Source organism: Paenibacillus rigui (genome assembly GCF_002234615.1).
GTDB classification, from domain to species: Bacteria; Bacillota; Bacilli; order Paenibacillales; family NBRC-103111; genus Paenibacillus_S; species Paenibacillus_S rigui.
Genome location: NZ_NMQW01000036.1, coordinates 40513 through 63795 on the forward strand (window position 1 = coordinate 40513; position 23283 = coordinate 63795).

The following is a 23283-nucleotide window of genomic DNA, read 5'->3' on the forward strand; positions in this document are numbered from 1 at the left end:
TTATCCCCCTTTTAGCTCAATTGACGGTTTTTAACTTTCAACCGGCATGTTGTTTTATTTGTATTTACTTCAAGGATTGAAAACGATCCACTCGTTACATCAGAAGCCAATACTGTCAATCCGTCAGCGGATACGTCAACCGTATTCGCTCCAGCAAGGAACGTTGCATCCGGAGTTCCGGTGTAAGCAGACTCGAATACATCTCCTTCACGCGCCTGAATCACATCAAGGTATTGATTAGTACCGGCTGCAAGTGTTTGATTCGCAAACCCAGCAACCGCAACACCATTTGTTGCCTTCGTCCATTTACCAGAAGCAAGTTTTAACGCTTCACCAAAGGTAAAAGCTTCGGAATCTGTTGCAAGAATAGTCGTTATGCGCGTAACTGGTGCACCGTATTCGTTATATAGCCATTTGAAAGCCATAGTTTTTCCCTCACTTTTTTACGTATTTTTTTGCAGAATTAGGGTTAAGCCCAAACAACGAAAAAGCCGTAGCCAGCTCAACAGGAACATCCTCTTCAGTTGCTCCTGATGCGTCTGTAACGACTTGTGCACGGCTGCCTAACCGCTGCTCTTTGATAAGTTTTTGCTCCACTTGTTTCCTCGTTTGGGAATTCAGCTTATCCATGTGGGACAATTTAAAAGCATGTAACGGCTTATATCCCATTTGGATCATGGCTTGCATTTCCTCGGTGTACCAATCTGGATTTTTTCCCTCGGTAAACAGTTGAGATGTTTCCCTGGTTTCCGGAAATGCATCATAAAGCTGCGCCCAATCATTCATTGCCTGTTGCTGTACTGTTTCTTGTTGTCTTACTTGCTCAATTTGTTGCTTTTCCTCGATGGCTCGACGAGCTTGCTGCATCAACGGATGATTATCGATGAATTTCTCTGCTCGAGTCCGATCAATCCCGGCAATCTCAAGCTCATTCAACAAATCGTTGCGCTGAGCCTCGTATTCGTCTTCTCTTGCCTTTTTCTGCTGTGCCTCGATCTTGTCCAAGTTCGCAATGAAATCTTCGTGAGAATCGAATCCTTGGAGTTTGGCAGCTCTATCAAGGGCTCTCTGATACTCCGAATTACGCTCGCGTACTTTTTCAAGAGCGAGTCCCTTTTGCAGCAATTCAGGAACCTGCGCTTCATCGATCTCAACGTCTTCCTTGTTAAACTTGACGCTGATTTTCTTAGTTTCCGACGACGTTTCTTCCTCTATGGCAGGAGGGTTATCGCCTTGCTCGGTAGGATTTTCTTCTTGCTTATTAGGTGTAGGTATGCCAAACGCTTCAAAAGCGTCTTGTAAGGCATTGTCTTGCGTTTGGTGACTTTCCACGGTTTGGCTGCCGGATTGAGTCGTTTCTTCCATGGGTAACACTCCTTAATATCAAATAGCCCTATGGCTGGGGCAGAGGTAATCTATATAAAAGGGCCTACGCTGCTCTGCGTAAGCCCTACTGTCCTTGCTTATTCATCACGGACGCACCTTGAAGGAACGTCTTAGTCTCCTCATTCGCCATCTTCCTCCGGTCCATCATTTGTTGATGCGCTGTGTTTTGGGCTTCCTTCTGCTGATCGAATTGCATCCGCTGTGCCTCGTTATACTGTTTGAGCATTTCCGCTTGCCCTTGAGCGTTATCGTTTTGAATCGTCTGCATATGACCTTGCATCTGATTCATCTGTTGCATCATTGCGTCCATTTGTTGCTGGAGTTGTTGATTCTGCTGGATGAGTTGCTGCATTTGAGCTTTAATTTGTTCCTCTTTCTGCATTCGTGCCTCTATAACGCTCATTGGCTCCATACGTCCGTTCTCAATCGTATATTGCACCGCTTGAGCATCAACGAGAGGCATCTGTGTCATCGGGTCAACCATTTTGAAGAGATTAAATACCGTTTGAATCGCGTATTCTCGATCTTTCGGCCGCTCTACGCTTATATTGACGGAGATGTCAAACTGCGGTACATACTCTTCAAGAACCTGATTGTCCTCATAATCGGTTGGCGCCATATTTACCAACTTATCACGGCTCATGCCGACGTCCTTACCAATTATGCGGCCGATACGTTCAACAGTATAAAACTGCGCCATGAGTTCGATATACTGCATAAACACTTCTTCCAGCGCGTCCTGGATTATATCGGCAGGAAGTGACAAACGGCCGCTTGAGGCGTTAATAAGCGCTTGTGCTTGTGCGCCGCTTGTGATGTTCGGATTAGCTGCACCGTTAGAGCTATCAAATTGCCCCGGGATCTTCTGCAACATCTCCTTGTAATATCCCATCATGTTGAAGACGGTTTGAGAAACGTTTACACCTTGGAGTTCTTTGAATCCGTTTATATCCGCAATCGGCAGCATGGCGCCAGGAGTAGACCTCTGCATCTTCCACTTTTCAGGCTTCGTAATTGCATTTTCATCATACACAATGCCGCCATTACCTTGCTTCGCCATCGTCTCGACAGCAATCTCAGCGAACTTGTTAAGCATGATCTGAGGCGACATCATATCCCGCATGTACCCTTTACCCCAAATACTATCTTCTTCAGGGAATAAAGTACGTGCTACAAAAGGATACTGCCCATGGTCGTAAATGTAGCTCTTGTGCTCTAGGAACACGCCGTTTGTGGTGATATAAACGCAATGTATGCCCTTCATCGTCCCTTTGGCCTTTGCTAGACATTCAGATGGGTCTTTCCCTTCTTGAAGCTTTTCAACTGCCATTTCTTTGAACAGTTGCTTGTCTTCCTTGGTCATCATCTTCGGCTTGCCGCGATACCAGTATTCAATCAGTCCGGCCGTTTTCATCTCCGCGCCATTCATAACCGATCGATCCGTATTAAACCCTTGGAGGCTGACATCATCGCGCCAGAAGATGTTTGAATCCTCGCTTGCATTGTCTTCCTTAACCTTGTCACCTTGTCCCGGCCATCGATCTTTAAAATACTCAAGAGGCTGCTGTGTCTTGATGATGTGCGCCGCGCCATTTTGGAGGTAAATAAAGTCTCGTATGCGCGGATCCGGGAAAAAGCTTCCAAGATCAACCGGTATGATATCGTTATTACCGTTATACTTGTTCTGTCCAAATCCACCCTCGACTGTCGGGTCATAGATTGTCTTATAGATCAGTGGGCCATGTATAACCATACGTCTAACTGCTCGTATATGCTTTTGATGGAACTTGATTTTCCTGATTTCATATGGCATAAACTCATTCAGTTCCTGTGCCTTTTGTTCATCATGCGGCTCCTGCGCTTGGAAATCAGGCTGCGGTACCCAGCCGGTCAATTTAGATACAATGGACTCTACTTGGCTCCATACAATGTTATCCACGCTATTCGGCCGAAGCTTACTGACCTCTTCTGGACGTAGTCCATACCAATGATTTCCCATGTAGAACCTTTGTTCTTGCCTCCAAGTTCCCTCTATTTTCTGCCTGGATGACTTGAAGTACTGGAAATCCATTTGTACAACGTTCACAAGATTATGCTGCTCAGGCGTATTTATCGCTTGCTCGCCTTTACCATTATCGCCGGTGAATATGCCTACTACCTTGTTAAGCAACGTCATCGTGTCGCCTCCTCAACTAAAAAAGACACATCAATGTGTGTCGTCATCAATCTCAATCATTGGATCATCATGCCAGCTCTGCGGATTTCGCATTGGCTTTTCTTCCCTCGATTCCGGGCGCGATAGTTGCGTGTACTCTCGATAATCCTTAGCCATCAGCTTACTGCTGAGTTCGTTTATTGTGTCCTGCAGCTTTCGTTTCTCTAGGTGGGAAAATAGCTTATCGACCACGTACAGCGCCAGGATAGCAGTGATTATTAACATTGCGGCGGTTTCGTCCATCATTTCACCTCACCAAAATGAACTATGCGTTGTCTCTTCTTCGTCATCAGCATCAAAGTCCGAATGCCGTTCACCTGTAGGTACTGCGCTCCACGGATCGGAACTTGATACGATGTTATGCACGATTTCACCGGCCATTGATACCGTATCTACTTGGTCATCATTTTTAACTCTCGGGAAGCTCAGCAGCTCGTCCTCGAAGTCCGTTAACCATGGCGCTCCCTCTCGATGCCAAACTTTTCCCACCTCATACCGCGCTGCGATTGGTAGCGAACGGGTCACCTTATCCTTGTCCACTTTCACCGCTCGGACGGTCATACCCTCGCGTTTGCATTCTTGTATAAGGTTAGTCCCGAACGTTTTATCCTCGATTGCTTGGAATCGCGGACGGTACCGATGCAACTGCTGCTTCATCAATGGCTTTTGATCTGGTCCCGTTATGTGTGTTCGATAAACGTCATAGAGCAATATGTCCTTGTCAGGCGTTACATAGAACGTAGAAACAACAAAATAATCGTTGATCGTCTTTTCACTGTTAGCTGTGTCCACTGTTTGAAATACCCAACACTCAAGTTTCTGATATCTTTTATCTCCAACAATGAAGTATTGCTGATTGTAAATGGTCTCTTCACGAAAATAGCGGAAGTATTCACGCTTGAAGATCGTTCCGCCGGCCGCGCTAGGGCGCTGCTGGTACAACGCATTAAATACGTATGAGCCTACATCTGATTTGATCTGTCCCATTCGTTCCACATCAAAACCAAACTCAGGCCATAGTGCCTCGCCGTTAGATCTGCCTAATATATCGTTATCCTCAGCAAGAGCAGGGAAGTTGATGACAGTCCATTTCTCGCCCTTGTGCGTACCTTGCTCGATCTCTTCTTTTTCCTTCTTCAGAAGTCGTCCAACAAGGTCATCTTCATGCCACCTGGTCATAACTACAATAATCCGACCATCTGGAGTCAAGCGAGTATACAATGTCGATGTGTACCAATCCCATATTTTCTGACGCATTACTTCTGAATTGGCTTCCTCGGCATTTTTAACAGGGTCATCGATAATCGCTATTCTCGCGCCTTTACCTGTGATAGGACCGCCTACACCAGCTGCATTCAATCCGCCGCGGTAACCCGCTAGCCCCCAAGCTTCTGATGCTTGCCTTTTGGGATCGATCTTCACGTCAAACACATTCTGATTCGATTCCAATGTTTGCTTGGCAATAAGAGAAAAGCCCCGGCTCAGGTCGATTGAGTATGAGCTTATTATCATTTCGTCTCCGGGATTTCTCCCTAAGTGCCAAGCCGGGAACTTCTTAGATACTCTCTCGCTCTTCCCATGTCTCGGTGGCATCGTTATAATAACGCGCCTTAGTTTTCCCTCAGACACTTTCTGTAACGTAGCATCCAGGACATCCAAGTGCTTACCGTCAGCATCACGTCCGCCGCTGTCATAATCCATGAAAAAGCTAAAATCATGCTTTGCAAGTATCTCCCATTGTCTCTCAAGAGGAACTTGCAGTTTGACGTTTGTAGAGTTGACGGAGGATCTCTGCTGTTTCCGGATCGGTCGTAATTTGTTGTTCGATACGGTACTCATGTGTTTGCTTCACCTCGCCATTTACACCCACATTCTCCGTGTTCTCGCCCATCATCAAAGCACGCTTATCATAAATCGTTCCGATGAACGTTGATATCTGACCTAGCGGAATTGTTGATAAGTTGTTAATTGCATTTTGCAACTCTTGTTTTTGTTTGAAATCCAACTCCGATTCACCAATCTTATCGTAAATTGCATCGAGCTTCTCAGATGCCTCGAGAGCCAACTCAATTCGCTTATCTGCCAATCCCAACGCTTTATCCATACTATTCCAAAGCCGGTCTACAAACTGCATTCTTTTCTGTTCTCGAAAACTCTCAATTTTGTCCGGTTCTTCCTTCGAAATACTGTCTACTGTCGCCCAAGAAACTTTACACTTCTTAGCCACATCGTTTTTTGCTGCTCCTGTGGCAAGAAGCGCTTTGATCTGTTCACGCTTCTCGTCGCTTAATGCCATACCCTCACCTCATTCTCTTAAGAATCGATTAAAATCATCTTTCATCCACGTCGGTATCTCGTGCGAATATTCGTGTAAAACTTTTGTTTTCTCTCCCCAACCTAGATGAACAATGATGACATTGCGATTATAGCCTTTCACGTACACCGTTGTTTCATGTTGCTCAATCTTTAATATCGTTGTCTCTAAGTCGATCAAATCCCGTTCTATTGGACTTTGAACAAAGGGATGTGACTTGAATGTAATTACGGTTCCTTGATAGCTTATTTCCGGATCATAGACCACCATCCCACCACCTCGCCAAATAATGTCTATATGCTGCAACTAAGATGATGCAGCTGATTATGCTGATGATCATTCTCTCTCCCTATACACCCAATCATAAACTTTCAACCAAACCGTGATACATACAGCCATGATGCAGAGGTTATCTATTTTGATTTGCCATATGTCCAACTTCACATCATCTATCTTCTCACTGGTTGAATTACAACGATCCCCATAATATCATTCAGCGCCCTTGTTACGGCGTTTATTTCCATCTTCATCTCTACTCCAACAGACTGAAGCTGCGCCAATGTATTCAAGTAGTTTTGAAAGTGGTAAATCTTATCGTTCTCTGATAGTTCAATAAATGTCCGTGGTGCCTCATATCTGTTTAGACTCGCACTATATTCCATCTTCATCATCCTCCTCATTTTAGATAAAGCAAAAAGAAGCGGTGTCGCTACTTTCACCAACCAACAGGCCGGTCATGCAACGAAGCGCTTCTCATTTGGGTTAGCCGGAGTACTCCCTAACGTTTCCCATGGTATAAATATACCAGTTTTCATGCTGTATTTGTGAGCAAAAATGATGCATAAATGCTGTATTTACGCGGGTTCTTTTGACTCTTCAAACTTCCAATTAGAATCAAACATGTGCTCCAATGGCGTGATTTCTAATATCTCTTCACTAAATGGCTCCAATGCAATCGCCAACTTGCTCAATGCCTCTTTGTGCCATCTTCCGATTGTCGTACGGTCCTTGTGCAGCAGGTTAGATATTTCGCTTAATGTAAGCCTGTTTCTCTCCAGGTACTTCCGCATGATTACCGTACGCTGGTCGTCGTCTAAGCAGTAGTCAACTGCTCCCTTAATGATGTTCACGATGCGGTTATAACGTGTCTTGTCCCACATCCCAGGGTTCCTCATACGCTCGGATATAACAAGCGGCAGCCGATCGTTTTCAACTGGTCCACAGTTCATTGCTGCGTATTCGTAGCTTCTGTAGTATTTCAGTATTTCGGTTAATTGGTTATGGTTCATTTCGTCTCACCTCATTATCATCTGTACATTCACACCATGACATTCCGCAGACAGGACATAACCAAGTTTCTTCTTGTTCTTCTTCGTCATCATCTATTTTAAAAAACAATTTATATGGCATACCAACTACATAAGCAAAGTTATCTGGATTGATTCTTGGATTTTTATGTCCCAACCATTCTATGTGGTCATTCATTTGGTTTCACCTCCGGTTCATCGTTTTCCTGAATTTCAGATGCAATGCGATAATCCTAATTAAGCAAATGATTGATACCACGCACGCCAAACCAGATATAGTAAAACAAGTATATGCTACCTGATTCACCTGTCTCACTCCTCTTATGATCTACTCCTTACCCGTTGCAACTTCACCCTTCGCCCACTGCGCAAAACTTTTAAGCGTAATGGTACCTTCCTTGCCAGTATATGGCCCCTTCACTTGTACGAACCTAACACCAGTTTCCAAAACCGTATTTTTTCCATCCAAATGATGAACAGTCAGACCCATCTCGAGAACTCTGCATCTTGTTTCAAATCTTCCGCCACTTCCGCTAAAATATGTTTTCCCTACTTCAATGTTTTGTGATTTCACTTTGTTCATCCCCTATAATAAAGAGTCAGACCTTATGCGGCCTCCGCTACGCTAAGTATTTCGGTCGATGTCGATGGCCTTCGGCCTATTGCATCAGTTTCTCGTAACACGACTTAATTACCTTCGCGTCCCATAGGGCGTTATGTTTAGGACCTGTTCGTCCGAGTGCATGCTCCGCTAATTCTTCACGTGTTATATCCGGGTCTATACCCTTTAACTTCATCAGTGTACAAATATCGAAAGGTATATAATAAACGTTTTTTGGTATGCGGAACGCATGTCCGAATATCTGGCAAAATAAGACCCAGTCATATGACAAACAATCTGACCACATTTCTACCTCATCAAATTGCGATAACCACTCTTCTAGCCTATTTTTAATTATATCTCTGTTGTCCTTGTATATGGATTCTTTGTCCGTCACTTTGTAATAATGTTCCCTATCTGGATGAACAATCAAATTATTAATTACATTCGTTTGCAGCCACTCATCTATCTGACTTTTATCATAATCTGTAAACTCTGCATAAAACGACTTCCCATCCTCGCTCACAAGTCCAATGCTAATAAGTGTTGTGTTTTGGTGTAACCCTGTAAATTCAGTATCAAAGAATACTTTCATCCCATACCCTCCCTAAAAGAACAGCCCCGCTATGGAGTAACGAGGCTGTGGTTCGATTTATGCTACGTTCGATTTTACCAATCCGTATTCGCTCGCGAACTGGGCAAGTCTTTCTTCGAGCTGGCTTGTTGTGACTGTTGCTTCCTGCGCCATCGGCTGATTAGGCTGCTGTCCCTGTGATCCCCCGGCTTCGACGGTTGGTATGCTTGGCGGTAAGATGATGGGAAACGATCCACCTACATTCTCAACCGTTTGGGCAACAGGAAGTTGATTGTTTGTAACGTTAGTCTCGCTATCGTTACGAAAGGGACTACCTTGTGTTTCGAGTGATGGCAATTCACTTGCGTGTACTACCGTTTTTGTACCATCTTCAGCTGTTGCTTCATGCCAGTTACCGCCGATTGGAGTAACGTTTACATATTTTTTGGTAATCGAATTAACGAGGTTTTGCATTGTGCTCGTTTCTTCTGGTGTCACATCAATGATTTGCTGGGCTTTTACCTCACCGAACACTTTCGCCTTTTGATAGTCCTCTATTTGGCTGTTCAGGCGTTCGATTTCTTTCGCGTTTTCCTCCAGTTGAGCAGCTGCATTAGCCAGTTTCTTTTGCAGATCTTCGTTCTCGATCTTAACCGATCCCACCTGATCATGAAGTTCTCTGTTTTCCCTGGCAATATTCTCAATTGCTGATTTACCAGTACTGATTATGCCTTGCAGGTTATCGACTTGACTCTTATAGTTCGCAACCTCATTGTTAGCTGTCGCCAACTCATCCTTATGCTTTGCCGTGAGCTCGTCCGTCTTAGCTGCTTCCTCCAGGTAAATACGTTTGCGATCTGCGTGAACAATAGCGTCGATCAATTGAATAAGCTCTGACGGTAATTGAGTAAAGTCGACGCCCGGAACGTTAAACTTGATTTCGTCGGCTTCAACCTTTTCTTGAATCTCCTGCTCACGAATCTGCTGTGCATGCTGCTGTTGGGCCATCTCGTATTCCAACTCACTAATACGGTTAAGAAGAGCATTCACCTTATTTTCATTCACCGGAATCTCCGCTTGATACTCAGCCAATTGGCTTTTTAACAAATCAATTTGATCCTGCATGTTGATTGCCATTTTCACACGCTCCATCATCATATTCTATTAAATTTATTCATATTCGTTCATATAATTTCATTAACACCATTATACCATATATTTACTTAGATTTGTGCAATTTTACACCATATTTACTTTGTTTTTTATGATAATATTTTAGGCCTTTTCGCCCTTTCCTCCATCGCCTTCAACTCCTGCGGCACCCCCTTTCTCGCCTCCATAATCTCGATCCGCTGCTCTAACGTCTGCACCTTGATCATGGCCTCTATGAGCATCCTATCCTTTGTTGCTTGATCGCTGAAAAGGTATTTTACACGTAGTGACTCTGCATCCATTCTCTCACCTCCCTAAAATCGTTTCTAACGCGTTTTTATCATTCGGAATACAATTGGTCTATCTACCTATAAAAACTCAATCAGCAGCCATTTTTGGAGGCCTGAATGGTGTTTCCAAGCCGCCACTGACTTTCATCAATTTCAATCGTGGTGTAAATGGTACATACGCATCTCCTGAGCAGAGTACCGACCAATGAACATAATCTACTTTTTCTAACCATTTAGTCAGATTATTCAGACTACTTTGGTCGTAACATCTCTTCGATTTTTCCTTTCCTCCCTCTAGCCAGTAAACTACCGCAAGTAGTTTCATGCCGGCACCTCCACGAATCGACTTCCTTGCTTCTTGACCAGGATCAGCTTTAAATCAGGAAACTTCGCCTTGAACAATCTCACTTTCAACCTAAACGCCGTTGTCTCTACTCCCTTCACATCGTAGATCGCGGTCCTGCCATCAATGTACTCAACAAGGAAATCAGCGCTGTATTTGATCTTGGGCTTGTCCTGTAGAACAAATGTCGGCTGCGGCTGTATCGATTTAATCTCGCCTCTTTGCTCCATCCGCTTCAACTTCTGGTAGTACTGCCCCTCTGACTTGCTATCGAATTTGATACCTTTTACATCCGTAATGTTGAATTTTTCGAGTTGCTCCACCTCAAATATTGTTAAATCCTCTGTAACGATAACTTGCTTAGCTCCGTATTTATGTTTTTTCTTCAAGCAGTCTTCACCTCTTCCCCATTAACCTCTGTAACCTTGTACTCTAACTCCGGGCACTTTCGGATCCTCTCAAGCTGATACTCGATACACTCTTTATCTACCGGCTCGCAAAAGGTAATGCCGTTTACGTGGATCGTGTACAGTTCCATGGTTACACCTCCAGAGTGGATAGTAGGGCTGCTTTGCATATGGCTTCAGGTGCAGTTAAGTATGAATTCCATCTCTTGTTGTCTATTGGTACCTCACCGAACTTTGCGTAATATCGTTCGAAATGAAACTGCAGCACGAATGAGCAGTCTGTTTTTCCTCTACTCATCTTCTCCACTACTTCCCAAGCGGCTGATATGTCGGTGGAATAATCTGGAACAAAATTAGTGACCCCTTTCGGATCTTTCCATCTGAGCTTGGCTATACTTGTCCACCCCATAACTTTCTCAGCCACCAACTTATCTAACTCCGGCCCCGAATCCATCGCCAAAATCTGCTCCCGCGTTAACATGGCTGCTTCCTCGCTCTCCGCTTTTGTTTATCTCTCTCGCCTAAGAATCCAGCTACTGGTTTGTGATATGGTTGTCCATCGCTTTTCGTAGGCGCTTTTAATTGCCGATATAAGGCCAGTTCATCCTCTTACAAGTAATAGGTCGTCACTGGTGAATTAACAGCCTGAGAATCCGTTATATCGCGTTTGGTGACGATTGTGCGGGTCATGTGCTATGGCATACTTGCGGATCTAATCATTTTTACCCCTCCTTGGCGTTCGTGGTTTACCGCATTCTTATGAAAGGTTGGAGTTTAGATCAAATCCATGTAGGCTTGCTCGATCTGTTCACAGGTGAAGCCTAGCATTTCGCCAAGACCCAAAATAGACATCCATATGCGCATATAATCACCCTCGTTGGGCCTGAACTCAAAATCAGATATTGCTCTAAACACTGTGCTGAAGTGGGATGTGATTTCATCAGTCTTGTATTTATAAACATTTCTGCCGAGTGCGGGAATACTTTCGTTATATCCTTGCGTCAACCCAATCGACAAGATGAAGATCAGGCAGTCAACGTATTCTTCTAGAAGTGGGTTACGTACTTTATGTGATAGAAATCCTTCTAGCGGATCACCTGTTATCGGTTTGTACTTCGTGTCCGCCACACTCGTCCTCGGCTCCCGTTCATTCGACCAATACTTAAACCCGCGCCATTCATTCGCACACTCTCCAAGTTCCACCTGCAGTGCCAGGATAAGATACGGCAACCGGTCCATATCCTGCAGTCCCTTTTCCTTGATGATCTTTTCGTCTAGCTCTCTTTGCATTTCAAAAAGTTTGGATAAGTTCAATCTTTTCGCCTCCATCATTATTTTGATGTTTTCGCTTCGGTATCGTCTTCCCCATCAAGCCAACTCATAATTCTATCTGACATCGACCTCTCACTTTGTCTCCCGTCAAATAGGATTCTCCCATTCCCAAACAGTCCCCGGAATTGAATAGCGAAGCACATACCATCCCTCATGTCCCAATGAGGATCAATGTATTTAATGTGCCTCCCACCTTTAGCAAAACGGTGGTTCTTCACAATTTCCTGCATGATTGAGTCGTACTGTTCTTTGCTTAATTCCTCTCCACATTTAGGTTCATCCACCTCTGTACACCACCTATTCATTTCGCTTCCTCCTCCTTCAACGCTTCGAGAATCGCTATTACCCGCCGTTCCGTGATCTGATATCTTCTTGAATACCATGCAGCAAACTCTTTATCTGTCATGATTGAGAATACTTTCCGCGTTTCCTGTATGCTCTTTACGATTCCGTCAAAGGTTTGAAGGGTCATTGCGGTTCCTCCTAATCTTCAATCCGTGTTAAATTTCCGTTAGCATCCATCTTGAAACGCGGTCCCGGTTCTTCGTCTTCCGCTGACAGAAACGCCATCCTTCTTGCTCGATCCATGATAGATTGGAGTGCGTTGTAGTCCTCTTCAACCTTCCGTAACCGCTCAATTTCCTTATCCTGTTCAGCTATAACTTGCTTCAAAAGCGTTACTTCACAAATAGGGCAATGATAATTACTGTGTTCACAAAGTGTCATTCCGCTTCCTCCTTCAAATGGTCAAGTATCGCTAGTACCCGCCGTTCCGTGATGTGATACCTCCGTGAATACCATGCAGCAAACTCCTGGTCCGTCATGATTGAGAATATTTTCCGCGTTTCCTGTATGCTCTTTACGATTCCGTCAAAGGTTTGAAGTGTCATGGTTGGCCTCCTGGCTATTCGGTTGTTCTTTTGCCGCATTGCCAAGTATAATGACCCGATCTCCTGTTAACCTTCCTGCCACCACAAACCCAACAACCTCAATAACTCCGCTAAGTAAGGTCACGTATTCAAACCCTTGTTTTTGTATTGACTCCGCTAAATGTGACAGCATTTCTTTATCAATCTTCAATGTTTTATATCCAGCATCTTTAATCATTGCGTTAATAGAAATCACTACGAACACCACCTAGTCATTGTTTTTCTTTAACCTTACGAACCTTGATAAGTGTCAGGAATCCGAAGAAGGTATAATCGTACGCGTCTCGAAATTGCAGATAGCATAGATACCTTTCCCTTCCAGCGGATTCAGCTTCGATATACTTTGTAAGTGGTTCACGCCAGAAGTTTGGAAAAGTTATTTCGTAACGGTTCATTATGTCCACCGCCTGTCTTTAATCTCATCCACTGCATCATCCGTGCGATTTGGTATCTTTCGTCCATGTCGGTGTTGGGGTCCGTGGCTATTTCGTAGAGTTGATTCATGCTGCTTCCTCGCCGCTTAGCCCGAGCAAGAGATATATGTTATTTAGATCGTATTTCCGGATCCCCACTTTTTCAGCTATCTTTCTGCGGTCCATCTTTCCGCGGTGGTTAAGAATGAATCTCAAATTTTCTTTGCCAATCAAACGCATAATAATTTTCAATCGCTTGATCCCACGCCTACCCTTGTACGCCCTCCCAGGTCCTCCTGGGTGGCGGATGCAGATTGTATATTCAACATGAATCGCTGTATAGGTGTACGGTTTCTTATCAGTCTTTTGTGCTAAACCGCGTTTGACCAGATACGTCAGCACTTGAAATATATAGCTCTTTGATCTTTTTAGGGCTTGTCCAATCTCGTTTGGTCCCTTACCTCGTTTAAGTTGCTTATATACTTCGGATTCGGTTTCAGTTAATACAGTCATATTCATCGCCCTCCAATGGTTAAATATTCATTTCTTGCTGACGTAATTTCTGTTCTAACCTACGGTAAAACTCAGCATTTCCATGTGAATTGATATCCTTATAATCAAATAGTTGGTTGCATTTAGGGCAATACGGGAGCATCGTTCCCCGGCTGTAGCTCTTCTCTAACCTTTTGAAAATCACTGAGTATGGTTTCTGCTTTAACCATTCTTTTCTTTGCTCGTTTAGTGATTGATGCTGTCGATTTATATATTCGTAATTGGTAGCCAAATGGAGCATTGCCTCAAATGGATCGACAATTACACCACATCCACAAGTAATTTCCCGATTTTCCGTATCGACTGTAAATTTCCTAACCTTGCAGGTGCATTTCTTAGGAACCCTTCGATTAATCCTAAGAACGTCGATGCTGATAATGTTATCTTTGTCATCACTCATTGCTCGTACTCCATTTCAATTTATTTTCCATCCAGCATCTGTGCTCTACGCCTCATGGCTTCACGTTCTTCTGGAGAACGTAACGTTGTCGTTTCGCCATTAACTACCGTTAATTTGGGTTTATCATTTCTCGGCTTGTACCTTGAACCAAAACTCGGCCTATCGTTTTTTGGAGATTGACTTACGTACCAGCTATCCCTAATTGCTCCTTCGTAATATTTCAACGTTGTTACTCCGTGTTTCCATTTTTCTTTTATCACACCGATAATGTGATCCGATGGTATCCCCTCTATAAGCAATCTTGTTAATATCGGTCCATTTGAATACGGCATCTCCATGACATCATGGATTTCTGCGAATGCCTTTGATACTTTTTTGAAATCATCCTCATTCAGGTTCATTTCGCCAGTAGAGTGTATATTATTTATTTCTTTATTATCTTTATTACTTTGTTCTTTTGTGGTTAGCTGATGGTTAGCTGATGGTTGGATGCTGGTTAGCAGGTGGTTAGTGTCATGGTTATAATTTCCCGCTATCTCTTGGTACGCCTGCATTATTTGCTGGTTATCGTCATGGGAAAAATAGCTAACATAACTTTTAGTAAGTAACTTATTGTGCGATTCGTCTTTGAAAATGAAATTTTGATAATTTTCATAATTACAAATCCGGTACAATGTACACTTACGATGGCTGGATACAAACGAAATCATTTCCTCGTTCATCAACTTCTTCACCAGTGTTCTTATCCTCTGCTCACCAATTCCTAACCTTTCGCTCCACTTGACTCGGCCAAAGATAAACTCACCTTGCTTTACTGTTATGAGCTCGCCGTCGATAAGTTCATTACCTGGATCTTTAGAGAATCTGGCACGAAGCAGCATTTCCAACCATACTTTCAAATACTCAGCATCCTTATAAATCCAGTGGTCCATGATTTGCCGATGAATACTAACCCACCCTTCCACCCCAACCCCTCCTATCTATTGTTCCGTTCCCAAAAGTAATGTCGTACTGCCATGGGTCCATAACGGATATAATCATATAATTGCTGGTACCAGGTTAGTTTGTGCTGCATATGGACCTCCCGAAAAGATTTTCCTCACACGTATCGCAAAATACCGGATTTATTGTATAACCGTAACATCCGCACATATAACCACTGCAACAATATTCCGGTTCGTAATCGTCTTGTACCTCAATCCTTTCTTGGCAATTCGGGTTATCGCAGGTTTTTACTTTCATGTGTCTTGTCCCCCATTGATTCGATCTAATTTGTCCCATGCTGCATCGTACCCCGTGAGTAAGGCTTGAAAAACGCGCATTTGGTCTTCGTCAATATCCTGCTGCTCGAGATAATCCTCTAACTCATCCAGAACCGATTCAGGTAGTCGTGATATTGTAACTTTCATGCTATCCCTCCTAATATTCAAAGCTGTCCGTCACGATCCGCAGCCCCTGCAAATATTTAATTCTTCTGAGCAATCGTCACAATAAGTGTCGTGTTCTCTTGTTGTGTTATCTTTTTTGCACATCCTACAACGTTTGACCCTTCTAGAGTCTCTACTGAACATGCGTTCCTGTTTTCTAATGCAATCATCACATAATTTCGGTCCATTAATTACCACTCTGTTCCCCTCCTTATGTCCTTCAATATTCAAAGCTGGCCATCAACTTCTTGCCATTTGGCCCAGTAGTCCCAATCGCAGCCTTCTTCTCTTGGAGTCCTCAATTCGGTTCGATCGTTATCGATAACTGCAATAACCTTCTTAACAACCTTGTAATCTTCAAAACCGTCATCAGACTCTGCGATTTCAACGAATGATTCGTTAGCCTGAACACCTTCCGACATCAGATCATCTTTCCATCTTTCGTAAATCTTCTCGGCTTGTACCAAAGTTTCGAACTCCTTGGAAACATCCATTTCCGTATGAACTCGGTATTTTTTCAAAACTGGCACCTCCTCATGTCCTTCCGTATTCAGTCGGCGTACTCTTTAATCAAAGCGCCATTACGGTCAAAATATTTCGTTTTCCACCATGGATGGCAATTCTCTTTCCACCATTGCCCATCGAAGATGATATCTAAATTTCCGCTATCGTTTGCACCAACAATAGTTCCCATTTTCCCAGAAACCTCAATTCGCATGCCCATGTAAGCAAAAGGAATGCATCTATTATGGATCACTCTCTCGAAGCGTTCGCGGTTCCCGAACAAGTCAGATGGTTTGAATCGTCCAATCGTCCTTACTCGCAACATCGGAAGGAGCTTCCCGAATGGAATATCCCAACAATCGCTCATTAACTGCCAGTACTCGTACTTCGCTTTGCTCCGGGTTTCTGCGGTGATAATCTTAGGGTATTCCTTATCATCCCAAATGTCGTAAGTGCGAACTTCATAAGTGTTTATAGCTGGAGCAGCAACATTATTCATAGACCATACCTCCCAATTCCCTCCATATTCAGCAGTATAATTTCCGACATTCGTTCAAAATCGCTTTATTTGCTTCGTTGTGCTTGTTGAAAAGTGTTATCCTGGATACCTCTTTCAAACCAGTTTCCACGGATACGAAGAAAGATTCGCCCATACCTAACATTTCGATAGGGATGGGAATGTCTTGACCGTGTGTCCCTTTCCCTTTTTCGACGGCTTCCTCTTCGGAGTATAAGCCGGCAGATTCCAAGCAAGCCGTATAACCGCTGCTGTTTGGCCCCCAAAACAATACTGCGTTTCCGCCGAAATAAAGGTCATTATGCCGAGTGCATGCAATCACGAATTTTCTCATTGATTTCCGTCCTCCTCATGTCATTGAATATTCAAACTGCCCATCATACCAACTGCATTGCTAATTGATGTTCTGCCTGGTATGGCAAGTCGACGCACAACTCCGGCAGGTTTGCCCTTACGAGCGCCTCTGCGAATGGCGGCGGTACTGAGTTTCCGCAGCGTGCCACTTGCTCTGTCTTAGGGTAAGGCTTTCCGGTGTAGTCACGATCAATGATATACTCTCTGGGGAAGCCTTGTGACGGAAACAGCTCATGTGGCTCAAGCATCCGAAATCCTATATCAACGATCATGTGATCTTCGCCATATACAGTCACGAGTCCAAACCGATCTTTGGTCGGAATTGTGTGAATCGGCTCCGAAATTTCCTGCCCAATCCCTGCACCATAGTATTTGACTAAAAACGCTCTTACCTCAGCGAAGTGAAGCCCGCCGGCAGTTATAGTGTGGATCGGCTCCGTCATCGGCTGTCCAATATTAGACCCCTTCATTTTTACAAGATAAGATGTAACCAGAGCGTACCTATTTGATGTGTCTAATGTCATGATAGGTTTATCTAACGTTTGTCCACGTGCCTCTCGGCTTGTCGTTTCACTGTGGTATTGTGCAAGGAATGCAGTAACCAGATCCACATTGTTGTTTCTCTTTGCTTCGATTGGTGCAATGTATGGGTGTGGGTTCTCCAATACGAACCGCTGTAGCCCTCGATGAATCCTAAGCTGCGTTTTCTCTGCAAGAGGCTTTTTTCGCTCGAATATGCTAACACAGTTAAGCGACCAATCGATCTCGTCTCCTACAGGCTTCCAAGGTTTCAGTAACTTCTTTTTCACCTGAATGCTGTTCGGTTCACCGTGCGTCGGATGCGGCCACTTGATTGGCTGACCGTCGCACCTAGCTACCAGGAAGAATCGCTTGCGGATCGTCGGCGCGCCGTAGTCGCACGCCCTGAGCTCCCGCCATTCGACCTCATACCCGATCCGCCGCAGCGCGTTAACGAAGCATCTGAACGTCCGCCCCTTCTGTTTTGGGTCCGGCTGTCCGTTTTTGATTGGACCCCAGGTCTGGAACTCTTCGACGTTTTCCAGCATTATCACTCGAGGCTTCACTGTCGCCGCCCAGCGGACAGCCACCCATGCCAGTCCGCGAATCTCCTTCTCGACGGGCTTGCCGCCCTTTGCTTTGGAAAAATGCTTGCAATCCGGACTGAACCAAGCGAGTGCCACCGGCTGCCCGCCGGTAGCCTCCAGAGGAGGAACATCCCAAACCGATTCGCAATAATGCTTGGTGTCAGGGTGATTTGTCTTATGCATGGCGATCGCTGCTGGATCGTGATTAATTGCAATATCGACGCTTCGGCCTATCGCTAGCTCGATTCCAGTGCTTGCTCCGCCTCCTCCGGCGAAATTATCGACGACTAGCTCCTTTAGCAAATGCCTCATATTTTCACCTCATGTCCTTAAATATTCAGAGCTGTCCGTCACTCCGCTGGCACGTACTCATTTGCTGGAACCCACACCCATTTGTTATAAAGGTCGTCCCATACTAAAAATTGAGTCAATCCATTTTCGAGCTGCTGGACAGCATATACCGTCCGAACCTCTTTAAGGTTAAAGGCCAATCGAACTTTAAACATCCTACATACCTCCCCTAAATCATTCTTCGATACGTACAGAAGCCGTAACTTCTTCGGCTCCCTCTCGTTTGAAGTATTTTACAAATTCATCTTCTATACAGCGGATAGTCGATTGCTGTTCGTCTTCCGTACCATAAAAAAGAAATACTAGTTCTTCACTATCGAGTGTCTTTACCGCTCTAATCTCCACGATAAGCTTCATTCGATAACCTCCATGTCCTTCGATATTATTCAGACATTTTCGTCGATTTATATAAGTTTTTCTTGCTGTAGACGTTCTCCGAATCCATCTTCAATAAGTCTTTTTTGCAGGAGACCAATACATGTTTCATTTATACTTTTGACGCTATCTATATTTTCAGCAACAATGTGATAAGTACGGTCAGCTGCATCCAACTGTTGTCTCTTCAAGAACATGTATTGAAGTTTTAAAATTTCAATCTCATAATGCAACTCACCAATTTTATTTTTGTTTGCTTCAAAATTTTCAAATAGAGATTCACGTTCTTTTTCCACATCGCTTATTTTCTGCAACTTAGCTTCTATTTGTTTATTTATGTCCATGTTGGCCTCCTATGTTCTTCGATATTCACTAAGATACTTGGCGCAGCCGTTCTTCGGCCCACTCCAACGCATCCATCAAGACGTTATAAAGCACTGGTCCAGACCATTCGTAGACGCATTCAAACTTGTTACAAGGCTGCACATCATAATCATTAGGGCAAACATCCAATTCGAACAGTTGGATGCACCAATTTTCGTCAACCGTATAAATGTCCATTTGGTGCAATTCCCGCAGCTTCCTAATCAACTCTTCCATCGCGTTCCCTCCTGAGGGACAAATTTATTCATTATGTTGTATGGCTTATCTCTATCCTGCCTGGAAGCCTTTCGGCCCCCACTCCGTTAGGCTTATTCAGTCGATTGATGGCCTTCGGCCTGTAATTTACGTTTGTGTTTGATCCCTTCTACACTTTCATCCAACCACTTATGGCATGGAAGGCACACGTGCAAGAGGTCATCTACTGTTGTTCTATGGTCAATTTGCTTCCGTCCGGTAATATGTGCTCGTTGTACTGCTTTTGCCGCTGTACAGAGCTCACAAATCCCCTCAGACCGTTCTTTTAGTTGCTTATCAACCTTAGGGCTAATCGAGCCCATTTGGCGTTGTGTAGGCTTATTTCTAAGCCCGCGTGTTTGCCATTCTTTTGAGCAGCTGCGTACTGGTTGAGAAGATAAGTTCATATGTTATCCCTCCTAGAATGGGAGATCGTCGTCGCTGATATCGATTGGTTTACCATCATCTTGGAAATGGTCTTGATTGTTCGGCGCGCTGTACGTTTGGCTCTGTTGCTGGTTTCCTCCAGACGATTCGAGAAACCGTACATTATCCGCTATAACCTCTGTAACGTATACGCGCTTTCCTTCGTTGTTCTCGTAGTTGCGGACCTGAATACGTCCTTCTACTGCAGTTAACCGGCCCTTGCGAAGGTAGTTAGCTACATTTTCCGCAAGTTGTCTCCAGGTAACGATGTTAATGAAATCAGCTTCACGCTCTTTTTGAGCATTTGTAAATGGCCTGTCTACTGCCAAGGTGAATGTGCAGGTAGCAACACCTGCAGGTGTGTACCTTAGTTCAGGATCTCTCGTCAATCTTCCGATCAAAATAGCACGGTTTAGCATTTAAATTACCTCCAATAAGTCCATGAAATGTACAATCTGCGCCTTCTTCGTCCGTCTGCAATATTTGCATTTGCCGCATCTCTTCGGTTCATCAAATCCTTCTTTAACGGAGATGATCCGCGGTAACTTCTCCGCAACCTTCTGTAAAGCCGTATCAAGCGTTGTATCATCAAAGCAAATGATTTCCTTGTCTGGCACTTCTTCTTTACTCACAGCGACGATAAACGGTTCTAGACGATCAAATCTGCGGTTATGTATCCGCTCAAGTTCTGTGTATACACCCATTTGAATCGTGTATCCGTAATGTTCTACAAACGATTCCCATCGTCTAAGTTCATTGTTCCAGTACTTGGCCCGTATTTCTTTCACCGTCTTAAGGTCAGTCATTCGACCCGCGTCAATATTCAGAACATCAATCTTGGATTTCCACTTCACTCCGAATAATTCAGCAGTGATGATGGTTTCCTTATCCCCTTCAAGCATTTGAGCGCAAAGGGGATCTTTTAATACGGTGTCAATCATTAGATCAGCTTTTTTAAATTCTGACCTAAGCTCTCCTTTATTAGATCCAGACTTGCAATATATTTCAGGGTGATTGCCTACAAATTCATCAAAAGCACTTGTTCCTTCGACTGCAGCATGTACATAAGAACCTAGCGTGAAGGCATCGACCTCTCCTTCCGAGTACTCGCCATTCAATTTTGCCAACGCCGCTGCTTCACAATTGTCAAAGTCTTTAAATTGGCTCACGCTCATGTAATGTTGATTTGCTTCTTTTGAATAATAATTTTCAGGAGTTAGTATCATGCTGATTGCCCCTTATGCGACCGAATCTTTTCCAAAAGCTCATTAGCCTGATCTTCCGATAGATCACTTACTCCACACGAATAAAGTTCTTTCACTCTTGCTCCAAGGGCGTTCGCTTTATATCCTTTTCCGATCCATTCAGACTTTAGCTGAGCGATGGCGTTGGATGTTATTCTGCCGACTGTTTTTTCCATCTTATCTTGAAAAGCGTCAACATCCATTTGGTCAGTTGCAATGTTAAATTCTTTCAAAAGGAACGTCTTTTCTGCATAAGTAAGTGCCTTCCCTACACCTTTTTCCCCGGCAGTATCAATACCTTGGCCGTACCATGGAACCTCTACAGTTTCAGTTGGCTCATCACCGTTCACCCAGACCATCATCAAATCAAGTTCTGTGAAAAATGTAGTTGTACGCTTTACCTTTCCGGTATTGTCTTTATTTTCTACCGTGTCCATATGAACACGCTTGTCCATAATTTTTGTAATCAAAAGCAAATTCTTTTCGTCCATTTCCTTCCGAACTGCTCCGATTACCTGACTGCTGCTGTTGTATTTATAACTTTGACCAGAGGTCATTTGGGAGTCTTTCTGAAGGTAAGGAACTGACTTCCTGACCTCAATCAACTTTTGATATATATTCATCTATATCAAGCTCCTTTGTGGTATAATGGCAGTACAAAACTTTCTCCAGAAGGTTTTTTAGCCAGCGCTTACTGTTGACGCAGTAAGCTTTTTCTTTTTCCCTTTGCATTCAGCAGCAGTATCCGGTTCATAGCTTTGTTATGCGGTCGCTGTTTGGCTAACCATAATAAATCGATCACTCCAATTCACCTCCTGATTAATTATTGCGGTAGTATTCTTCTGCTTCTTCTTCAGTTGTCATATCCATTTCAAGATACATGTCGCGCTCTAGTTCCTTGATCTTTTTTTCATCCAATCCGCAAGATTTAGCTGCTAGCATCATGTAACCAATTGCGGCTCCGTTTGTCATTCCGATTCACCTCCTTCCTCGTCAGCCTCGCTTTCTTCTTCCTCAACATACTTTCTCTTTTCAGGTGGTATTGCGTACCAAGTGAAAATGTCATCCACCGACTTCATGCTGATTCTGCTTCAATCTCCTTATCGTACTTCCAGTTGAATTCTCTAGCTGCCGTTTGCATTTCTCTTTCTTGCTCGTATTCCGGAATGGGCAGATCTACTGTCCAATATTGTGGCTCGACGCCGTTTTCGATGTCGTTTGCCATCTGTTTGATGTAATCCGCTTGGTCGCGAAGGTATTGGATGAATTGTTGTTTGGTCAATATGTTTCACCAACCCAATCAAACTCTTGTCTGATCATGAACTGACACTTCACAATTGCGCTTTCGGCATCACTCCATTCAAGCTCATATTCAACCTCACTTAACAAGGCGTTTAATCTTCCGATCTCAGCAAGCAATAATGGCAATGCATTGAATACGCTTTGATGACTAATCGGATCATCGTTGTTTAATATCCCTTTAATTTCACGGAAATCTTCATTCGATAACTTAGCTTGCGGTTGGTTGTTTAGCATCCTCTTTCCCTCCCCATGTATGAATCTGTTGGACTAATATAGGCTCGTTCTCTTCTTCTAAAGCCTCATCCCTGTGGAATGTACATACGGGCTTGAGATCGGCGTATATGCGGTGTGTAGCTGTTCTGGTGCAGCAGTAGCAGTAGGTCATGCGGATTCACCTTCTTTGTTTTTCTCAATCCATTCCTCGACCCACTCAGCTGTAATCTTTGCAATTGGATTATTTTCAGGTGTGTGACCTTTCCTGATTGCTAAAAACCACCGTTCCGCTGGTCTATTTGAATCAGGTGTGATTCCCTCTAACATTTCGTAATTACATCCGCGAACATTAGCGATGGTTCCTACCAAGCAGCAGCATTCTCCAGTGTATGTAGATCCATCCACTTTTCCCGCATTGAGATAATCTAGTAATCCTTTAACTTCATTTGGAGCAGAATCCAAAATTTTAAATAGGTCCTCTTTGGCACCACTCAGGTTGGCACCACTCAGGTTGGCACCACGCAGGTCGGCACCACGCAGGTCGGCACCACGCAGGTCGGAACCACCCAGGTCGGAACCACGCAGATCGGACACACCAAGGACGGCACCACTCAGGCTTGACACAACTCAG

General features: G+C 43.9%; 42 protein-coding genes and 1 pseudogene. All 43 read right to left on the reverse strand.

The genetic code is table 11. From position 1 onward, the window contains the following. Nucleotides 1-11: 11 nt before the first annotated feature. Nucleotides 12-425, reverse strand: a complete 414-nt coding sequence (locus tag CF651_RS22935; protein ID WP_094017217.1) for a hypothetical protein — start codon at nucleotides 423-425, stop codon at nucleotides 12-14. A gap of 10 nt (nucleotides 426-435) precedes the next feature. Further along, on the reverse strand, nucleotides 436-1365 hold the full coding sequence (locus CF651_RS22940) for a hypothetical protein (RefSeq protein WP_094017218.1): 930 nt from the start codon (nucleotides 1363-1365) through the stop codon (nucleotides 436-438). Nucleotides 1366-1450: 85 nt separating this feature from the next. Continuing rightward, nucleotides 1451-3562 carry a portal protein gene (locus CF651_RS22945; protein WP_179232944.1) on the reverse strand — a complete coding sequence of 704 codons (2112 nt, stop codon included), beginning with the start codon at nucleotides 3560-3562 and terminating at the stop codon, nucleotides 1451-1453. A 30-nt stretch (nucleotides 3563-3592) separates the two neighbouring features. Continuing rightward, nucleotides 3593-3847: a hypothetical protein gene (locus CF651_RS22950; RefSeq protein WP_144029094.1), complete on the reverse strand. Its 255-nt coding sequence runs from the start codon at nucleotides 3845-3847 to the stop codon at nucleotides 3593-3595. Between the two features lie 6 nt (nucleotides 3848-3853). Further along, the gene (terL, locus tag CF651_RS22955; RefSeq protein WP_245856103.1) at nucleotides 3854-5440 is read right to left on the reverse strand and encodes a phage terminase large subunit; all 1587 of its coding nucleotides are present in this window, start codon (nucleotides 5438-5440) and stop codon (nucleotides 3854-3856) included. Further along, nucleotides 5346-5897 carry a helix-turn-helix domain-containing protein gene (locus tag CF651_RS22960; protein ID WP_094017220.1) on the reverse strand — a complete coding sequence of 184 codons (552 nt, stop codon included), beginning with the start codon at nucleotides 5895-5897 and terminating at the stop codon, nucleotides 5346-5348. The genes terL and CF651_RS22960 overlap by 95 nt, the downstream gene beginning before the upstream one ends. Before the next feature lie 467 nt (nucleotides 5898-6364). Further along, entirely contained in the window at nucleotides 6365-6577 is a 213-nt protein-coding gene (locus tag CF651_RS22970; protein ID WP_094017222.1) for a hypothetical protein, read from the reverse strand. 192 nt (nucleotides 6578-6769) lie between these two features. Beyond that, nucleotides 6770-7204, reverse strand: coding sequence for an RNA polymerase sigma factor sigma-70 region 4 domain-containing protein (locus tag CF651_RS22975; protein WP_094017223.1), 435 nt, complete (start codon nucleotides 7202-7204; stop codon nucleotides 6770-6772). Continuing rightward, the gene (locus CF651_RS22980) at nucleotides 7194-7400 is read right to left on the reverse strand and encodes a hypothetical protein (protein WP_094017224.1); all 207 of its coding nucleotides are present in this window, start codon (nucleotides 7398-7400) and stop codon (nucleotides 7194-7196) included. Before CF651_RS22980 ends, CF651_RS22975 begins: the two co-directional genes overlap by 11 nt. 150 nt (nucleotides 7401-7550) lie before the next feature. Next, nucleotides 7551-7796 (reverse strand): hypothetical protein, encoded by a 246-nt coding sequence (locus CF651_RS22985; protein WP_094017225.1) that lies wholly within the window; start codon nucleotides 7794-7796, stop codon nucleotides 7551-7553. Between the two features lie 85 nt (nucleotides 7797-7881). Next, entirely contained in the window at nucleotides 7882-8418 is a 537-nt protein-coding gene (locus tag CF651_RS22990) for a 3'-5' exoribonuclease domain-containing protein (protein WP_094017226.1), read from the reverse strand. A 57-nt stretch (nucleotides 8419-8475) separates the two neighbouring features. Beyond that, nucleotides 8476-9534 (reverse strand): hypothetical protein, encoded by a 1059-nt coding sequence (locus tag CF651_RS22995; RefSeq protein WP_094017227.1) that lies wholly within the window; start codon nucleotides 9532-9534, stop codon nucleotides 8476-8478. A gap of 125 nt (nucleotides 9535-9659) precedes the next feature. Next, nucleotides 9660-9851, reverse strand: a complete 192-nt coding sequence (locus CF651_RS23000; RefSeq protein ID WP_094017228.1) for a hypothetical protein — start codon at nucleotides 9849-9851, stop codon at nucleotides 9660-9662. A gap of 76 nt (nucleotides 9852-9927) precedes the next feature. Next, nucleotides 9928-10164 (reverse strand): hypothetical protein, encoded by a 237-nt coding sequence (locus CF651_RS23005; RefSeq protein ID WP_094017229.1) that lies wholly within the window; start codon nucleotides 10162-10164, stop codon nucleotides 9928-9930. Further along, nucleotides 10161-10571 carry a DUF1064 domain-containing protein gene (locus CF651_RS23010; RefSeq protein WP_094017230.1) on the reverse strand — a complete coding sequence of 137 codons (411 nt, stop codon included), beginning with the start codon at nucleotides 10569-10571 and terminating at the stop codon, nucleotides 10161-10163. Before CF651_RS23010 ends, CF651_RS23005 begins: the two co-directional genes overlap by 4 nt. Continuing rightward, on the reverse strand, nucleotides 10568-10720 hold the full coding sequence (locus tag CF651_RS32475) for a hypothetical protein (RefSeq protein ID WP_179232945.1): 153 nt from the start codon (nucleotides 10718-10720) through the stop codon (nucleotides 10568-10570). The genes CF651_RS23010 and CF651_RS32475 overlap by 4 nt, the downstream gene beginning before the upstream one ends. A 2-nt stretch (nucleotides 10721-10722) precedes the next feature. Beyond that, on the reverse strand, nucleotides 10723-11043 hold the full coding sequence (locus CF651_RS23015; protein ID WP_245856106.1) for a BC1872 family protein: 321 nt from the start codon (nucleotides 11041-11043) through the stop codon (nucleotides 10723-10725). A gap of 320 nt (nucleotides 11044-11363) precedes the next feature. Then, complete coding sequence (locus tag CF651_RS23020; RefSeq protein WP_094017232.1) at nucleotides 11364-11903, reverse strand: dUTP diphosphatase; 540 nt, start codon at nucleotides 11901-11903, stop codon at nucleotides 11364-11366. Nucleotides 11904-11920: 17 nt separating this feature from the next. Continuing rightward, on the reverse strand, nucleotides 11921-12226 hold the full coding sequence (locus tag CF651_RS23025; protein WP_094017233.1) for a hypothetical protein: 306 nt from the start codon (nucleotides 12224-12226) through the stop codon (nucleotides 11921-11923). Further along, nucleotides 12223-12393, reverse strand: coding sequence for a hypothetical protein (locus tag CF651_RS32480; RefSeq protein ID WP_179232946.1), 171 nt, complete (start codon nucleotides 12391-12393; stop codon nucleotides 12223-12225). Before CF651_RS32480 ends, CF651_RS23025 begins: the two co-directional genes overlap by 4 nt. Nucleotides 12394-12404: 11 nt before the next feature. Continuing rightward, nucleotides 12405-12575: pseudogene (locus CF651_RS32935) on the reverse strand (RsfA family transcriptional regulator); the annotation flags it as partial. A gap of 68 nt (nucleotides 12576-12643) precedes the next feature. Continuing rightward, nucleotides 12644-12811, reverse strand: a complete 168-nt coding sequence (locus CF651_RS32485; protein ID WP_179232947.1) for a hypothetical protein — start codon at nucleotides 12809-12811, stop codon at nucleotides 12644-12646. Beyond that, a complete protein-coding gene (locus tag CF651_RS23035) occupies nucleotides 12792-13046 on the reverse strand; it encodes a hypothetical protein (protein WP_245856105.1) in 255 nt (84 codons plus the stop codon). The genes CF651_RS32485 and CF651_RS23035 overlap by 20 nt, the downstream gene beginning before the upstream one ends. A gap of 304 nt (nucleotides 13047-13350) precedes the next feature. Then, nucleotides 13351-13776: a helix-turn-helix domain-containing protein gene (locus CF651_RS23040; protein ID WP_179232948.1), complete on the reverse strand. Its 426-nt coding sequence runs from the start codon at nucleotides 13774-13776 to the stop codon at nucleotides 13351-13353. A 19-nt stretch (nucleotides 13777-13795) separates the two neighbouring features. Next, nucleotides 13796-14215 carry a hypothetical protein gene (locus tag CF651_RS23045; protein ID WP_094017236.1) on the reverse strand — a complete coding sequence of 140 codons (420 nt, stop codon included), beginning with the start codon at nucleotides 14213-14215 and terminating at the stop codon, nucleotides 13796-13798. 20 nt (nucleotides 14216-14235) lie between these two features. Further along, a complete protein-coding gene (locus tag CF651_RS23050; protein WP_094017237.1) occupies nucleotides 14236-15180 on the reverse strand; it encodes a hypothetical protein in 945 nt (314 codons plus the stop codon). Nucleotides 15181-15453: 273 nt separating this feature from the next. Then, nucleotides 15454-15624: a hypothetical protein gene (locus CF651_RS32490; RefSeq protein WP_179232949.1), complete on the reverse strand. Its 171-nt coding sequence runs from the start codon at nucleotides 15622-15624 to the stop codon at nucleotides 15454-15456. A gap of 245 nt (nucleotides 15625-15869) precedes the next feature. Next, entirely contained in the window at nucleotides 15870-16163 is a 294-nt protein-coding gene (locus CF651_RS23055; protein WP_094017238.1) for a hypothetical protein, read from the reverse strand. Between the two features lie 29 nt (nucleotides 16164-16192). Continuing rightward, nucleotides 16193-16645 carry a hypothetical protein gene (locus CF651_RS23060; RefSeq protein ID WP_094017239.1) on the reverse strand — a complete coding sequence of 151 codons (453 nt, stop codon included), beginning with the start codon at nucleotides 16643-16645 and terminating at the stop codon, nucleotides 16193-16195. A 28-nt stretch (nucleotides 16646-16673) separates the two neighbouring features. Then, a complete protein-coding gene (locus CF651_RS23065; RefSeq protein ID WP_094017240.1) occupies nucleotides 16674-16997 on the reverse strand; it encodes a hypothetical protein in 324 nt (107 codons plus the stop codon). Between the two features lie 43 nt (nucleotides 16998-17040). Continuing rightward, nucleotides 17041-18435 (reverse strand): DNA cytosine methyltransferase, encoded by a 1395-nt coding sequence (locus CF651_RS23070; RefSeq protein WP_094017241.1) that lies wholly within the window; start codon nucleotides 18433-18435, stop codon nucleotides 17041-17043. 38 nt (nucleotides 18436-18473) lie between these two features. Further along, nucleotides 18474-18629 (reverse strand): hypothetical protein, encoded by a 156-nt coding sequence (locus CF651_RS32495; RefSeq protein WP_179232950.1) that lies wholly within the window; start codon nucleotides 18627-18629, stop codon nucleotides 18474-18476. Nucleotides 18630-18648: 19 nt separating this feature from the next. Beyond that, entirely contained in the window at nucleotides 18649-18831 is a 183-nt protein-coding gene (locus CF651_RS23075) for a hypothetical protein (RefSeq protein ID WP_094017242.1), read from the reverse strand. 47 nt (nucleotides 18832-18878) lie between these two features. Then, nucleotides 18879-19193, reverse strand: a complete 315-nt coding sequence (locus CF651_RS23080; protein ID WP_094017243.1) for a hypothetical protein — start codon at nucleotides 19191-19193, stop codon at nucleotides 18879-18881. A gap of 28 nt (nucleotides 19194-19221) precedes the next feature. After that, nucleotides 19222-19449, reverse strand: coding sequence for a hypothetical protein (locus CF651_RS23085; protein ID WP_094017244.1), 228 nt, complete (start codon nucleotides 19447-19449; stop codon nucleotides 19222-19224). 92 nt (nucleotides 19450-19541) lie between these two features. Next, nucleotides 19542-19874, reverse strand: coding sequence for a hypothetical protein (locus tag CF651_RS23090; RefSeq protein WP_094017245.1), 333 nt, complete (start codon nucleotides 19872-19874; stop codon nucleotides 19542-19544). Nucleotides 19875-19886: 12 nt separating this feature from the next. Next, nucleotides 19887-20312, reverse strand: a complete 426-nt coding sequence (gene ssb, locus CF651_RS23095; protein ID WP_094017246.1) for a single-stranded DNA-binding protein — start codon at nucleotides 20310-20312, stop codon at nucleotides 19887-19889. Continuing rightward, a complete protein-coding gene (locus CF651_RS23100) occupies nucleotides 20313-21119 on the reverse strand; it encodes a PD-(D/E)XK nuclease-like domain-containing protein (RefSeq protein WP_179232951.1) in 807 nt (268 codons plus the stop codon). Then, the gene (locus CF651_RS23105) at nucleotides 21116-21760 is read right to left on the reverse strand and encodes an ERF family protein (protein WP_094017248.1); all 645 of its coding nucleotides are present in this window, start codon (nucleotides 21758-21760) and stop codon (nucleotides 21116-21118) included. Before CF651_RS23105 ends, CF651_RS23100 begins: the two co-directional genes overlap by 4 nt. A 196-nt stretch (nucleotides 21761-21956) precedes the next feature. Then, nucleotides 21957-22109, reverse strand: coding sequence for a hypothetical protein (locus CF651_RS32500; RefSeq protein ID WP_179232952.1), 153 nt, complete (start codon nucleotides 22107-22109; stop codon nucleotides 21957-21959). 103 nt (nucleotides 22110-22212) lie between these two features. Continuing rightward, nucleotides 22213-22419, reverse strand: coding sequence for a hypothetical protein (locus tag CF651_RS23110; RefSeq protein WP_094017249.1), 207 nt, complete (start codon nucleotides 22417-22419; stop codon nucleotides 22213-22215). Continuing rightward, nucleotides 22416-22673, reverse strand: coding sequence for a hypothetical protein (locus CF651_RS23115; protein ID WP_094017250.1), 258 nt, complete (start codon nucleotides 22671-22673; stop codon nucleotides 22416-22418). Before CF651_RS23115 ends, CF651_RS23110 begins: the two co-directional genes overlap by 4 nt. A gap of 147 nt (nucleotides 22674-22820) precedes the next feature. Continuing rightward, nucleotides 22821-23246: a pentapeptide repeat-containing protein gene (locus tag CF651_RS33210; protein WP_281254498.1), complete on the reverse strand. Its 426-nt coding sequence runs from the start codon at nucleotides 23244-23246 to the stop codon at nucleotides 22821-22823. Nucleotides 23247-23283: the final 37 nt, after the last annotated feature.

Excerpts from the sequence above, each read along its gene's own strand:
- CF651_RS22935 (WP_094017217.1), bottom strand. The coding sequence starts at position 425 with ATGGCTTTCAAATGGCTATATAACGAATACGGTGCACCAGTTACGCGC.
- CF651_RS22940 (WP_094017218.1), bottom strand. The coding sequence starts at position 1,365 with ATGGAAGAAACGACTCAATCCGGCAGCCAAACCGTGGAAAGTCACCAA.
- CF651_RS22945 (WP_179232944.1), bottom strand. The coding sequence starts at position 3,562 with ATGACGTTGCTTAACAAGGTAGTAGGCATATTCACCGGCGATAATGGT.
- CF651_RS22950 (WP_144029094.1), bottom strand. The coding sequence starts at position 3,847 with ATGATGGACGAAACCGCCGCAATGTTAATAATCACTGCTATCCTGGCG.
- terL (WP_245856103.1), bottom strand. The coding sequence starts at position 5,440 with ATGAGTACCGTATCGAACAACAAATTACGACCGATCCGGAAACAGCAG.
- CF651_RS22960 (WP_094017220.1), bottom strand. The coding sequence starts at position 5,897 with ATGGCATTAAGCGACGAGAAGCGTGAACAGATCAAAGCGCTTCTTGCC.
- CF651_RS22970 (WP_094017222.1), bottom strand. The coding sequence starts at position 6,577 with ATGGAATATAGTGCGAGTCTAAACAGATATGAGGCACCACGGACATTT.
- CF651_RS22975 (WP_094017223.1), bottom strand. The coding sequence starts at position 7,204 with ATGAACCATAACCAATTAACCGAAATACTGAAATACTACAGAAGCTAC.
- CF651_RS22980 (WP_094017224.1), bottom strand. The coding sequence starts at position 7,400 with ATGAATGACCACATAGAATGGTTGGGACATAAAAATCCAAGAATCAAT.
- CF651_RS22990 (WP_094017226.1), bottom strand. The coding sequence starts at position 8,418 with ATGAAAGTATTCTTTGATACTGAATTTACAGGGTTACACCAAAACACA.
- CF651_RS22995 (WP_094017227.1), bottom strand. The coding sequence starts at position 9,534 with ATGGCAATCAACATGCAGGATCAAATTGATTTGTTAAAAAGCCAATTG.
- CF651_RS23000 (WP_094017228.1), bottom strand. The coding sequence starts at position 9,851 with ATGGATGCAGAGTCACTACGTGTAAAATACCTTTTCAGCGATCAAGCA.
- CF651_RS23005 (WP_094017229.1), bottom strand. The coding sequence starts at position 10,164 with ATGAAACTACTTGCGGTAGTTTACTGGCTAGAGGGAGGAAAGGAAAAA.
- CF651_RS32475 (WP_179232945.1), bottom strand. The coding sequence starts at position 10,720 with ATGGAACTGTACACGATCCACGTAAACGGCATTACCTTTTGCGAGCCG.
- CF651_RS23015 (WP_245856106.1), bottom strand. The coding sequence starts at position 11,043 with ATGGATTCGGGGCCGGAGTTAGATAAGTTGGTGGCTGAGAAAGTTATG.
- CF651_RS23025 (WP_094017233.1), bottom strand. The coding sequence starts at position 12,226 with ATGAATAGGTGGTGTACAGAGGTGGATGAACCTAAATGTGGAGAGGAA.
- CF651_RS32480 (WP_179232946.1), bottom strand. The coding sequence starts at position 12,393 with ATGACCCTTCAAACCTTTGACGGAATCGTAAAGAGCATACAGGAAACG.
- CF651_RS32485 (WP_179232947.1), bottom strand. The coding sequence starts at position 12,811 with ATGACACTTCAAACCTTTGACGGAATCGTAAAGAGCATACAGGAAACG.
- CF651_RS23040 (WP_179232948.1), bottom strand. The coding sequence starts at position 13,776 with ATGACTGTATTAACTGAAACCGAATCCGAAGTATATAAGCAACTTAAA.
- CF651_RS23045 (WP_094017236.1), bottom strand. The coding sequence starts at position 14,215 with ATGAGTGATGACAAAGATAACATTATCAGCATCGACGTTCTTAGGATT.
- CF651_RS32490 (WP_179232949.1), bottom strand. The coding sequence starts at position 15,624 with ATGAAAGTTACAATATCACGACTACCTGAATCGGTTCTGGATGAGTTA.
- CF651_RS23060 (WP_094017239.1), bottom strand. The coding sequence starts at position 16,645 with ATGAATAATGTTGCTGCTCCAGCTATAAACACTTATGAAGTTCGCACT.
- CF651_RS23065 (WP_094017240.1), bottom strand. The coding sequence starts at position 16,997 with ATGAGAAAATTCGTGATTGCATGCACTCGGCATAATGACCTTTATTTC.
- CF651_RS23070 (WP_094017241.1), bottom strand. The coding sequence starts at position 18,435 with ATGAGGCATTTGCTAAAGGAGCTAGTCGTCGATAATTTCGCCGGAGGA.
- CF651_RS32495 (WP_179232950.1), bottom strand. The coding sequence starts at position 18,629 with ATGTTTAAAGTTCGATTGGCCTTTAACCTTAAAGAGGTTCGGACGGTA.
- CF651_RS23075 (WP_094017242.1), bottom strand. The coding sequence starts at position 18,831 with ATGAAGCTTATCGTGGAGATTAGAGCGGTAAAGACACTCGATAGTGAA.
- CF651_RS23080 (WP_094017243.1), bottom strand. The coding sequence starts at position 19,193 with ATGGACATAAATAAACAAATAGAAGCTAAGTTGCAGAAAATAAGCGAT.
- CF651_RS23085 (WP_094017244.1), bottom strand. The coding sequence starts at position 19,449 with ATGGAAGAGTTGATTAGGAAGCTGCGGGAATTGCACCAAATGGACATT.
- CF651_RS23090 (WP_094017245.1), bottom strand. The coding sequence starts at position 19,874 with ATGAACTTATCTTCTCAACCAGTACGCAGCTGCTCAAAAGAATGGCAA.
- ssb (WP_094017246.1), bottom strand. The coding sequence starts at position 20,312 with ATGCTAAACCGTGCTATTTTGATCGGAAGATTGACGAGAGATCCTGAA.
- CF651_RS23100 (WP_179232951.1), bottom strand. The coding sequence starts at position 21,119 with ATGATACTAACTCCTGAAAATTATTATTCAAAAGAAGCAAATCAACAT.
- CF651_RS23105 (WP_094017248.1), bottom strand. The coding sequence starts at position 21,760 with ATGAATATATATCAAAAGTTGATTGAGGTCAGGAAGTCAGTTCCTTAC.
- CF651_RS32500 (WP_179232952.1), bottom strand. The coding sequence starts at position 22,109 with ATGACAAACGGAGCCGCAATTGGTTACATGATGCTAGCAGCTAAATCT.
- CF651_RS23115 (WP_094017250.1), bottom strand. The coding sequence starts at position 22,673 with ATGCTAAACAACCAACCGCAAGCTAAGTTATCGAATGAAGATTTCCGT.